The organism is Bradyrhizobium sp. BRP20 (genome assembly GCF_020194215.1).
Taxonomy (GTDB): Bacteria; Pseudomonadota; Alphaproteobacteria; order Rhizobiales; family Xanthobacteraceae; genus Bradyrhizobium; species Bradyrhizobium yuanmingense.
The window spans coordinates 593,768-605,194 of record NZ_JADYVY010000002.1 but is presented as its reverse complement, the minus strand read 5'-3'; the positions used below and the strand labels follow the sequence as shown (position 1 = coordinate 605,194).

At 66.1% G+C, this 11,427-nt stretch carries 9 protein-coding genes; 7 read left to right on the top strand and 2 right to left on the bottom strand.

The window, feature by feature from the left end; genetic code table 11:
* Positions 1 to 355: 355 nt before the first annotated feature.
* Positions 356 to 3,463, top strand: coding sequence for a ribonuclease E/G (locus I6F33_RS07565; protein WP_225141783.1), 3,108 nt, complete (start codon positions 356 to 358; stop codon positions 3,461 to 3,463).
* A gap of 66 nt (positions 3,464 to 3,529) precedes the next feature.
* Entirely contained in the window at positions 3,530 to 4,762 is a 1,233-nt protein-coding gene (locus I6F33_RS07560) for an FAD-binding oxidoreductase (protein WP_225141782.1), read from the top strand.
* Positions 4,763 to 4,772: 10 nt separating this feature from the next.
* Here the strand turns inward: I6F33_RS07560 and I6F33_RS07555 are convergent, their stop codons facing one another.
* Together I6F33_RS07555 and I6F33_RS07550 are read right to left on the bottom strand one after the other, a co-directional pair.
* Positions 4,773 to 5,330, bottom strand: a complete 558-nt coding sequence (locus I6F33_RS07555) for a biotin transporter BioY (protein ID WP_057029063.1) — start codon at positions 5,328 to 5,330, stop codon at positions 4,773 to 4,775.
* A gap of 92 nt (positions 5,331 to 5,422) precedes the next feature.
* Complete coding sequence (locus tag I6F33_RS07550) at positions 5,423 to 6,610, bottom strand: pyridoxal phosphate-dependent aminotransferase (protein WP_225141781.1); 1,188 nt, start codon at positions 6,608 to 6,610, stop codon at positions 5,423 to 5,425.
* 206 nt (positions 6,611 to 6,816) lie between these two features.
* Between I6F33_RS07550 and I6F33_RS07545 the strand changes: the two genes are divergently transcribed.
* The 5 genes from I6F33_RS07545 (at position 6,817) to accB (ending at position 11,382) form a co-directional block, all read left to right on the top strand.
* On the top strand, positions 6,817 to 8,217 hold the full coding sequence (locus tag I6F33_RS07545; RefSeq protein WP_036022887.1) for a M48 family metalloprotease: 1,401 nt from the start codon (positions 6,817 to 6,819) through the stop codon (positions 8,215 to 8,217).
* A 96-nt stretch (positions 8,218 to 8,313) separates the two neighbouring features.
* Positions 8,314 to 9,081 (top strand): DsbA family protein, encoded by a 768-nt coding sequence (locus I6F33_RS07540; protein WP_225141780.1) that lies wholly within the window; start codon positions 8,314 to 8,316, stop codon positions 9,079 to 9,081.
* A 207-nt stretch (positions 9,082 to 9,288) separates the two neighbouring features.
* Complete coding sequence (locus I6F33_RS07535) at positions 9,289 to 10,164, top strand: DUF1236 domain-containing protein (RefSeq protein WP_225141779.1); 876 nt, start codon at positions 9,289 to 9,291, stop codon at positions 10,162 to 10,164.
* A gap of 226 nt (positions 10,165 to 10,390) precedes the next feature.
* Positions 10,391 to 10,858 carry a type II 3-dehydroquinate dehydratase gene (aroQ, locus tag I6F33_RS07530; protein ID WP_036022884.1) on the top strand — a complete coding sequence of 156 codons (468 nt, stop codon included), beginning with the start codon at positions 10,391 to 10,393 and terminating at the stop codon, positions 10,856 to 10,858.
* A 35-nt stretch (positions 10,859 to 10,893) separates the two neighbouring features.
* Complete coding sequence (accB, locus tag I6F33_RS07525) at positions 10,894 to 11,382, top strand: acetyl-CoA carboxylase biotin carboxyl carrier protein (protein WP_036022883.1); 489 nt, start codon at positions 10,894 to 10,896, stop codon at positions 11,380 to 11,382.
* Positions 11,383 to 11,427 lie beyond the last annotated feature (45 nt).

Below are 11,427 nucleotides of genomic sequence, written 5' to 3'. Positions count from 1 at the left end.
CCCATTACCCGGTCCCTTGACCCCAAGGGGGCGGTTCGTGATCCCCAAGGCGAGCGCGCTCGCGCCGTGCCTGGCCAGCAGCAACTGATTGAAGGGCGGCCTCGCCGCCCAGTGTTTCATACGGGCCGACGCTTGATGCGCCAGACTGTGCCGACGAAATCTGAAGGAGCATTCGCGACGCTGCGGAGTGACAATCCCGTGCGTCGCAATGGTCCTGAAGCTTCCGGTTCGGCAAGGCGCGAGAGACGGCGTTTCGGCCTTCCCCTCACCCCCGAATCAGGTGGACCGTCGCGTCACCCGCCGGCGCGATACGCGCCCACGGCTTATCGCGTCCGCCGCCGCCAAGAGTTAAGACATGCCCAACAAGATGTTGATCGATGCCACCCACCCGGAGGAGACCCGGGTCGTCGTGGTCCGCGGCAATCGTGTCGAAGAGTTTGATTTCGAGACCGCGCAACGCAAGCAACTGCGCGGGAATATCTACCTCGCCAAGGTCACAAGGGTCGAACCCTCGCTCCAGGCTGCTTTCGTCGAATATGGCGGCAATCGCCACGGCTTTCTCGCCTTCAGCGAAATCCATCCCGACTATTACCAGATCCCGGTCGCCGACCGGCAGGCGCTGATCGAGGCCGAGGAACAGGCCCATCGCGAGGCCGAGGAAGAAAGCGAGAACCGCTCGCACGGCCGTCGCCGCTCGCGGCACCGCAACGCCCGCCGCCGCGGTCATGGCGAGCGCGTGCGCAGCGACATCGTCGAAGGTCTCGAAGCCGGCGCCGATCCCGCCGCTCAGCCGGTCGAAGGCGCCGCGCTGCCCGAGCATGCCGAGGGCGAGCATCCGCACGCCGATACGGAGCATCATGGCGAGCACGAAGGCCACGATCCCGATCATGGTGACCATGATCATGACGAACATCGTCATGCCCGCGATGACGAGCACGATCACGCTCACGATGATGCCCACGGCCGCGAGGACGAACGCGATCATCACGATCATGATCACGCCGACGAGACGCCCGCGCCTGTCGCGGCGGTCGGCGCCGAGCCCGCGGTCGAAACCGCTGCCGAGCCGCAGCCGGCGTCAACCTTCGACGTTCCCGCTCCCGAAGCTCATGCCGCGGAAGCGCAGGCGGAGCCTCTGGCCGAAGCCGTGACATCGGCCGCCGAGCCGGCCGAGGCCATCTACACCGCCGGCGAAAGCACGGAAGCCCCGCATGCGGACGCCGGGGAAGCAGCCGAGGAGGACGACGAGGACGAGGACGGCGAGGATGCCGAAGAGGAAGTCGTCGAATCCGTCGGCGGCGACGACGTGCTCGAGGAAGTGCCGGAGCGCACCTTCCGCCCGCGCCGCCAGTACAAGATCCAGGAAGTCATCAAGCGCCGCCAGGTGATGCTGGTTCAGGTCGTCAAGGAAGAGCGCGGCAACAAGGGCGCGGCGCTGACGACCTACCTCTCGCTCGCCGGCCGCTACGCCGTCCTGATGCCGAACACCGCACGCGGCGGCGGCATTAGCCGCAAGATCACCAGCGCGCAGGACCGCTCGCGCCTGAAGGAAGTGGTGCAGGACCTCGACGTGCCCGAGGGCATGGGCATCATCCTGCGTACCGCGGGCGCCGCCCGGACCAAGCCCGAGATCAAGCGCGACTTCGAATATCTGATCCGGATGTGGGAGACGGTGCGCGACCTCACGCTGAAATCGCAGGCCCCGACCCTCGTCTACGAGGAAGGCTCGCTGATCAAGCGCTCGCTGCGCGACCTCTACAACAAGGAGATCGACGAGATCCTGGTCGCCGGCGAAGCCGGCCACCGCGAGGCCCGCGACTTCATGAAGATGCTGATGCCCGCCAATGTTGGCGCGGTGAAGCAATATCGCGACGGCCAGCCGCTGTTCTCGCGCATGGGCGTCGAGAGCCAGCTCGATGCGATGTTCTCGCCGACCGTGCAGCTGCGCTCCGGCGGCTACATCGTCATCAACCAGACCGAGGCGCTGGTCTCGATCGACGTCAACTCGGGACGATCGACGCGCGAGCACCATATCGAGGACACCGCGCTCAAGACCAACATGGAAGCAGCTGAAGAGGTCGCCCGCCAGCTCCGCCTACGCGACCTCGCCGGCCTGATCGTCATCGATTTCATCGACATGGACGAGAAGCGCAACAACCGCGCGGTCGAGCGCAAGCTGTCCGATTGCCTCAGGCAGGATCGCGCGCGCATCCAGGTCGGCCGCATCTCGCATTTCGGCCTGCTCGAGATGTCGCGCCAGCGCATCCGCGCCAGCGTGCTGGAATCCTCGACCGATCCGTGCCCGCATTGCGGCGGCACCGGCCACGTCCGCTCGGTGTCCTCGGTGGCGCTGCAGCTCCTGCGCGGCCTCGAAGAGATCCTGATGAAGGGCGCCACCCACAATCTCGTGGTCCGCACCCGCACCGACGTCGCGCTCTATGTGCTGAACCACAAGCGCGGCCATCTGCGCGATCTCGAGAACGGCTTCAAGGTCACGCTGTCGGTGATCGCCGATCCCGGCGTCAGCGGTCCGCAGGCCTATGTGATCGACCGCGGCGAGCAGGTGCATACGCTCGAAGCCGCCAAGGCGCTGCTCGTTGCGCAAGCCGCTGCGAGCCCGCCGCCACCGGCCGAAGAGGCCTATGACGACGAGGACGTCTTCGACCTGGAGACGGAATCCGAGGTCGAAACCGACGAGACCGAAGGCCTTGCCGACGAGCAGGCTGGCGGCGAGGCAGCCTCGGAGCAGGACGGCCAGCGCCGCAAGCGCCGGCGCCGCCGGCGCGGCCGCGGCGGCCAGCGCGAAGGAGAGTTGCGCGAGGATACGGCGCCGACCGTGCCTGAGCCCGCGATGATCGCCGGCGAAAGCGAGGAGGAGACCGAGGCCGAGCAGGACGGTGAGGAAGGCGAGGAACAGGCGGCCCGTGGCGAACAGCAGGGCAGCGGTGATCGCCGGCGCCGGCGTGGTCGCCGCGGCGGTCGCCGCCGTCGCGGTGGCGGCGAGGAAGGTCTTGCCGGCTCCATCAGCGACGAGCTCGGCACCAACCCGCCGCCGGAAGCTGCCGATGCAGTGGCCGATTTCGACGGCCTCGGCAGCCAGGCTTCGCCTTCGATCGCGCAGGCCGAGCCGACCGGCGAGCCGCAAGTTGCGGAGCCTGAGCCGCACGCCGAGATCCGAACCGAGGCGCCGGCCCAGCCGGAGCCCGCTCCCGCCGCGACGACCGCAACGCCGGACGAAGAGTCAGCCGGCGACAGGGCCGCGCGGCGCCGCTCCACCGTGCGCGAAAAGGTGAGCTTCCTGGCGAACAGCCAGGCGGAGCCCGCAACGCCGGCGGCGGAGGCGACCGAGCCGGTTGCTGCACCCGCGCCGGCACCTGAGCCCGCGCCGGAGGCGGCAAGCGAAACCCCGGCCGCCCCACGTCGTGCCGGCTGGTGGTCGCGCCGTTTCGGCGGCGGCGAGTAAAGGGACAAATGGAATTGAAACCGCCCGGCCCAACCGGGCGGTTTTGATTTGATGAGGTCAGTTGCGATGCAAAGCGCGATCATTCTCGGCGGCGGCATGGTGGGCGTCGGCGCCGCGCTGCATCTGCAGCGGCGCGGCTGGTGGGTGACGCTGATCGATCGCAGGGAGCCGGGCCGCGAGACCAGCTACGGCAACGCGGGGATGATCCAGGCCGAAGCGGTACGCCCCTATCCGATGCCGCGCGACCTCGCTTCGCTTTTGAAGATCGCGACCGGCCGCACCAACGACGTGCGCTACAGCCTCTCCTCGCTGCATCTCCACATCGAGCCCCTGCTCCGCTATTGGTGGCATTCGGCGCCGAAGCGACATCGCGAGGCGATCGAGGCGTGGGCACAGCTGATCGCCTACGCAACGGCCGAGCACGACATCCTGATCCGCGAGGCGCATGCCGACAATCTCATCCGACGCGCCGGCTACCGAGCGCTGTTTCGCGATGCCGCTTCGTTGGATCTCTCGGTCAAGGCTGCCGAGGAAGATCAGCGCGAATTTGGCGTGAACTACCGCGTGCTGTCGGGCAGCGAGCTTGCCAGGGCCGAGCCGATCCTGCGCGACGATCTCCCGGGAGCGATCCACTGGCTCGACACCTGGACCGTGTCCGATCCCGGCGCGCTGGTCACGGCCTATGCCGAGTTGTTCGCGCGCCTCGGCGGCAGGATCGTGCTCGGTGATGCGCAGTCGCTGCGACAGACCGCGACTGGCTGGTCGGTGGACACCGATCAGGGCCGCATCGACGCTGCCCACGCCGTCGTGACGCTCGGGCCGTGGTCGCCTGATTTATTGTACAAATTCGGCTATCGCATCCCGCTGGTGCGCAAGCGCGGCTACCACATGCATTACAGCGGCGGCGCTTCGCTCGACCTGCCGCTGGTCGACAAGGCCCGTGGCTACGCCATGGGGCCGATGGCCAGGGGAATCCGCATCACCACCGGCGCCGAATTGACCGGCGCGGACGCACTCGCAACACCAGTGCAGCTCGCCAGCGCCGAAGCCTCGGCGCGCGAGCTGATCGACCTCGGCAAACGGGTCGAGCCGGATCCGTGGTTCGGCACGCGGCCCTGCACGCCCGACATGCTGCCGGTGCTCGGCCCCGCCCCGCGCCACCCCGGCCTCTGGATGAATTTCGGCCATGGCCACCAGGGTTTTACGCTGGGACCTGCGACCGGGCGCCTGCTCGCGGAAATGATGAGCGGCGAAACGCCCGCGGTCGATCCCACGCCGTACCGGCCCGAGCGATTTTAGCGAGCGCGTCCTATCCGCGACGCTCGACAATCCGGCGCGCCGCCGGCATCAGGGTCGCGCCGAGCGCATTCTTGACCAGCGAGGCCGCGATGAAAGGCACGATGCCGACCTGCCAGGCCTTGGCGGCGCCGAGACCAAGGCCGAATGCCAGCCAGCCGAATCCGGCCGCGAGAATGACGATGTGGCCAACAGCCATCGCCGCAAACAGCAGCACGACGCTGCGATCCCAGCCGCGCTCGGCGAGCCAACCGGTCGCGAACGCAGCCAGCACGAAACCGAACAGATAGCCCGCGGTCGGGCCGACCAGCGGCGCGATCCCACCCACGGGGCCGGCGAACACCGGAAGCCCGATCGCGCCCTCGGCGAGGTAAGCGATCATGGTCGCGCTGCCGAGGCGCCAGCCATAGGCGGCGCCGATCATCAGCACCACCAACGTCTGCAACGTCATGGGCACGTAAGGCAGCGGCAGATTCACCTTGGCCGACAGCGCCATCAACGCCGTGCCGAGCGCGACCAGCACGACGGCACGCAGCGCGCCGACGGCTTCGCCCGGTCGCGTCGGCCACATCAATGCGGCGAGAGAGGAATGTGGCGTAGCGGCGGACGGGACGGAACGGTCTGACAAGCTGAACTCCGGAAGGCTGAAGAAAACTGGCGCAGTTATTTAAGCCACTCAGCAATCCGGTCAACTGCCTCACGCATCTCCCCTGGCGAGCGCGCATAGGAGAAACGAATGAACGAGCGGCCATGGATGGGATCGAAATCAAGGCCGGGCGTTGCCGCCACGCGCGCCTGCTCCAGCATCTGCTTTGCGAATTCGAAACTGTCGGAGGTGAAGTCCGAGACGTCTGCATAGAGATAGAAGGCGCCGTCGGCCGGCAGGAATTTCGTCAGTCCCGCCTTGGGCAAACCATCGATCAGGACGCGCCGGTTTTCCTGGTAGCCGTGCTTGATCTCCTCCATCTCGGCCGCGCCGTCGAAGGCGGCCTCCGCCGCGATCTGCGACAGCGCCGGCACCGAGATCGAGAGGTTCTGCTGCAGCCGCTCGATCGGCCGCACAAGGATCTCGGGCACCACCATCCAGCCGACGCGCCAACCGGTCATGCAAAAATACTTCGAGAACGAATTGATCACGAGCGCGTGCTCGGACAGCGCGGCCGCAGTCACGGCCGGAAACGCGTAATCGAGCCCGTGATAGATCTCATCGGAGATGAAGCGGATGCCGGCGTCTTCCGCGGCCGCGATCAGGCCGGCGAGCGCTTCACGGGACATCATCGTGCCGGTCGGATTGGCGGGGCTGCCGACCAGAACACCCTTCAGCGGCGCCTTGCGATGCGCTGCGAGCAGGGCCTCGCCGGTGAGCGCGTGACGCGTTTCGTTCGTGGTCTCGATCAGCACCGGCTCGCAGCCGAGCGCGGTCAGGATGTGTCGATACGGCGGATAGCCCGGCACCGTCACGGCGACGCGATCGCCAGGTTCGAACATCGACAGAAAGGCCAAGATGAAGCCGCCGGACGAGCCCGTCGTCACCACGATCCGCTCGGGGCTGACATCGCAGCCATAGGTGTCGCGATAATGGCGCGCGATGCGCGCGCGCAAGGAAGGGATGCCGAGCGCGGACGTATAGTCGATTCGTCCGGCCTCGAGCGCCGCATGGGCGGCCGCGATCGCGGTCCTGGGCGCGCCGGCCGCGGGCTGGCCGACCTCCATGTGGATCACATGACCGCCGGCGGCCTCGATTCGGGCCGCCGCGGCCATGACGTCCATCACCATGAACGGGGGAACATCGCTGCGGCGGGAGGGCTCGAGCCACTGCCCCAACCGGTTCCTCAATGTCGCGTCGTGCATCGATTTCTGCTATTGGCTGGCGAACCGGTCCGTCCGGTCCGTAAACGGGGCGCTTGTGCCCCAGACTGGCCGCATTGTACGGCTCATAAGGGCACCGCTCACAAGCGGCATATCGCGTATCCGGTCCGCCGCCAATCGCCAAAACCAATCACTGAACTGCTTGACCAAGACCACTTGACCGAGCCCCTTTTGACCAAGACCGCTTGATGTCGCTCCAGATCGCATTGCGCAAGAAGGCCTCCGCCCTCACCGCCCTCGTCACGGCCACGGCGATCGCGCTGACGCCGTTCTCGGCCGCGCGCGCGCAGGCCAAGGGGCCGCCGGTCCTGCGCGACACCGAGACCGAGCAGCTGCTGCGCGAATACACGCGTCCGATCCTGCGCGTTGCGGGTCTGGAGAAGCACAACATCCAGATGGTGATCATCAACGACGGCTCGTTCAACGCCTTCGTCGCGGATGGCCGCCGCATCTTCGTCAATTGGGGCGCGATCCTGCAATCGGAGACGCCGAACCAGATCATCGGCGTGCTCGCGCACGAGACCGGACACCTGGCGGGCGGCCATCTGTCCAAGCTGCGCGAGCAGCTCGCCGCCGCCCAGACCCAGATGATCATCGCGATGCTGCTCGGCGCCGGCGCGATTGCGGCCGGCAGCACGCAGCGCAGCAGCGTAGGCAACAACGGGCTCGCCAATGCTGGCGCGGCCGCCATCGCCGCTCCGCAGGAGGTGATCCGCCGCACGCTGCTGTCCTACCAGCGCCAGCAGGAGGAGAATGCCGACCGCGCCGGCGTGAAATTCCTGGCTGCGACCCAGCAATCGCCCAAGGGCATGTACGAGACGTTCAAGCGCTTCACCAGCGAGAGCCTGTTCGCCGCGCGCGGTGCCGATCCCTACCTGCAGTCGCATCCGATGCCGGCCGAGCGCGTCGCCGCACTACAGGAGTTCGCAAGCTCCAGCCCCTACTGGAACAAGAAGGACGATCCCGCGCTCCAGCTTCGGCATGACATGGTCCGCGCCAAGATCTCCGCCTTCATGGAGCGGCCGGAGACGGTGTACCGCCGCTATCCCCAGACCAACGACAGCCTGCCGGCGCGCTATGCCCGCGCCATCAGCACCTATTTGCACGGTGATCTGCGCAGCGCGCTCGCCCAGATCGACGCGCTGATCCAGGTGCAGCCGAACAACCCGTATTTCTACGAGGTGCGCGGCCAGGCGCTCCTGGAAAGCGGCAAGGCGGCCGAAGCGATCGCTCCCTTGCGCAAGGCCGTCGCCCTCTCGAACAACGCCCCCCTCATCGAGATGTTACTTGGGCAGGCTCTGGTCGGAACCGATAATAAGGCCTACACCGACGATGCCGTTCGAATTCTCCGCGCCGCGGTGGCCCGGGAGCCCGAGGCGGCGCTCGGTTATACCCAGCTCGCGATGGCCTATGGCCGGAAGGGAGATTATGCGGAGGCAGATCTCGCCTCGGCCCAGGCCGCATATTTGCGCGGCGACAACAAAACCGCCCGCGAGCTTGCCACGCGCGCGAAAACACGTTTCGCCGTCGGCACCCCCGGATGGGTCAAGGCCGACGACATCGTGGCGGCGAAGCCGCCGCGCAACTGACGCAAACTCGAACGACGCCCGACCACGACGTCACGACACCGGGCTTGCTCCGCCGGGACGTTTCTCGAAACCCGCTTTGGATAAGAGGATTTGACTATGCCTTCGCTGCGCCTGCTCGCTCCTGCCCTGTTCGCGCTCGCCATGTTCGGCGCAGCCGTGCCCGCCTCGGCCGACAGTTTCTCCGACAGCCAGCGCACCGAGATCGAGAAGATCATCAAGAACTATCTCGTCAGCAATCCCGAGGTGCTCGAGGAGGCCATGGCCGAGCTCAGCAAGCGCCAGGCCGCGGCCGAAACGCAGAAGCACCAAGCCAGCATCGCGCAGAACGCCGAGGCGATCTTCAACTCGCCGCGCCAGGTCGTGCTCGGCAACAGGGACGGCGACGTCACCTTCGTCGAGTTCTTCGACTACAATTGCGGCTATTGCAAGCGCGCGATGGACGACATGCTGACCATCATGAAGGGCGATCCGAAGCTGAAGGTGGTGCTGAAGGAATTTCCGGTGCTGAGCCAGGGCTCGGTGGAAGCGGCGCAGGTCGGGGTCGCCGTGCGCATGCAAGATCCCTCCGGCAAGAAATATCTCGACTTCCATCAGAAACTGCTCAGCGGCCGCGGCGCCGCCGACAAGGCCCGCGCGATGCAAGCCGCCAAGGAAGCCGGTCTCGACACGGCTCGCATCGAGAAGGACATCGCCAGCCCCGAGGTGCGCGCCACCCTCGAGGAGAATTTCAAGCTTGCCGAAGCGATGGGCATGAACGGTACGCCGAGCTACGTGATCGGCAAGCAGATCGTGATCGGTGCCGTCGGTGTTGAAAGCCTGAAGGAGAAGATCGGCATTGCCCGTTGCGGCAAGGCGACCTGCTGATCACAGTTTTACGATAGCGAGAACACAAAAAGGCCGGCAGACATGCCGGCCTTTTTCTTGCGCGAACGTTGGCGCCTTCGTGCAAAGTCATTCATCTGGCGTTCAACAAACAAAAGCCGCGGAACAGTCGAAGTTCCGGAACAACTCAAATCCCCTTTCGTTGTCGGCGCGGGCAATGACGCGAATGAACACGTGAGGAGAATTTCGATGTTGAACCGCTTTATGATTTCGGTTGCCGCAGTCGCGCTCGTCGCGGGCACTGGCCTCGCGAACGCGCAGGGCAATATGGGCCGCGACAGCGGCGGCGGCGCCGGTGGCGCGCAGACGCAGCATTCGCAGCCTTCCGGCGGCGCTGCTGAGCGCGGTGGCTCGATGAGCCAGGACAAGGGGACCGTTGGCCAGGCCGGCGGCTCCGGGACGATGAAGTCCGAAGACAAGTCCGGCGCGATGAAGGACGAGCGCCCCTCGGGCGGCGCGATGAACAAGAACGCGGCCGAGGACAAGTCTGGTACCACCAAGGGCCAGCGCACCGATGATCGCGCGCAGGGCCAGATGGACAAGTCCCAGCAGGACAAGTCCAAGAGCATGAGCCAGGACACCAGCAAGTCCGGTGCTAAGGACCAGAAGGACATGAAGGCTGAGGGCAGCAAGAGCGGCACCTCGACCACCGAGACCCAGAAGGGCACCGGCACGAGCACCAACCAGAATGCTCAGGGCCAGACCGGCACCAGCACGAACCAGAACGCGCAGGGCCAGACTGGCACCAGTTCGACCCAGAACGTTCAGGGCCAGAGCTCGACCACGGTCGGCCAGGCCGGCGCCGCTGCCAAGCTTTCGACTGAGCAGCGCACGCAGATCACGTCCGTGATCCGCGAGCAGCGCGTCGCCCCGGTGACCAACGTGAACTTCTCGATCTCGGTCGGCACCCGCATTCCGCGGGAGGGCATCACCCTTCACGCCCTGCCGTCTCGGGTCGTGTCGATCTATCCGGAATGGCGGAGCTACAAGTATGTCCTGGTCCGGGAAGAGATCGTCATCATCGATCCGGACACCTACGAGATCGTGGCTGTGCTGAACGTCTAAGGCGGACACGGGCAATCTCAGGGGCGGGCAGCGATGCCCGCCCCTTTGCATGCGCCCGGCAGCCATGCTTCGGACTGGTTAACAAGCAATTTCCGTGGTTTCCGCACAGGTTTTTGCGCACTGGATGAGGTGCTTGAACCCAACCTCAAGGCCCTTCAAGGCTTCCCCTCACGCGCTTTGTTACCTATAACCCCCGCCACGCCGAAGCACCTCTTCCGGGATTGGAATGGCCGAACCTGCAACCGACACGATCCTCGTCCTGAACGGGCCGAACCTCAACATGCTGGGGACCCGCGAGCCCGACAAGTATGGCCATGCGACGCTGGCCGACGTCGAGGCGTTGTGCCGGGACACGGCCGCGACGTTCGGCCTGAAGGCGGACTGCCGGCAATCCAACCGCGAAGGCGAGTTGATCGATTTCATCCACGAGGCGCATGCGCGCAAGATGAAGGGCATCATCATCAATGCCGGCGGCTATTCCCACACCTCGATCGCACTGCACGATGCGCTGCTCGCGGTGCAGATTCCGACCGTCGAGGTGCACGTGACCAACATCCACGCCCGTGAGAGTTTTCGTCACCATTCCTACACCGCGCGCGCGGCTTTCGCCTCGCTCTGCGGTTTCGGCATCGAGGGCTACCGCCTCGCCATCCAGGGCCTTGCCGCCAAGCTCGGCATCAAGCCCAACGCCTGACGCTCCCTTCCAACAGAACATTCGGATCAAACAACATGGCGCGCCAGCCAGACGACAAAGCAGCCGCAAAGTTTTCCAGCGAGGATTCCGCGCTCGTCCGCGAGCTGGCACTTCTGCTCGATGAGACCAGCCTCACCGAGATCGAGATCGAGCGAGCGGGTCTGCGACTGCGCGTTGCCCGCAACATCAGCGTTGCCGCGACCATGCCGATGCAGGTGACGGCTCCTCCGGCCGCCCTGCCGGTGGCAGCAAGCCCCGCGGCCCCTGCCGCGGCCGATCTGTCGAAGCATCCCGGCGCCGTGACCTCGCCGATGGTCGGCACCGCCTATTGGGCGCCGGAGCCGGGCGCAAAGCCGTTCATCGACGTCGGCACCAAGGTCTCAGTCGGCCAGACCCTGCTGATCATCGAAGCCATGAAGACGATGAACCAGATCCCCTCGCCGCGCGCCGGCACGGTGACGCAGATCCTGGTCGAGGACGGCCAGCCGGTCGAGTACGGCGAGCCGCTGGTGATCATTGAGTGACGCGAATGGGGAATAGCGAATAGCGAATGGCGTCAGCCTTCCCTA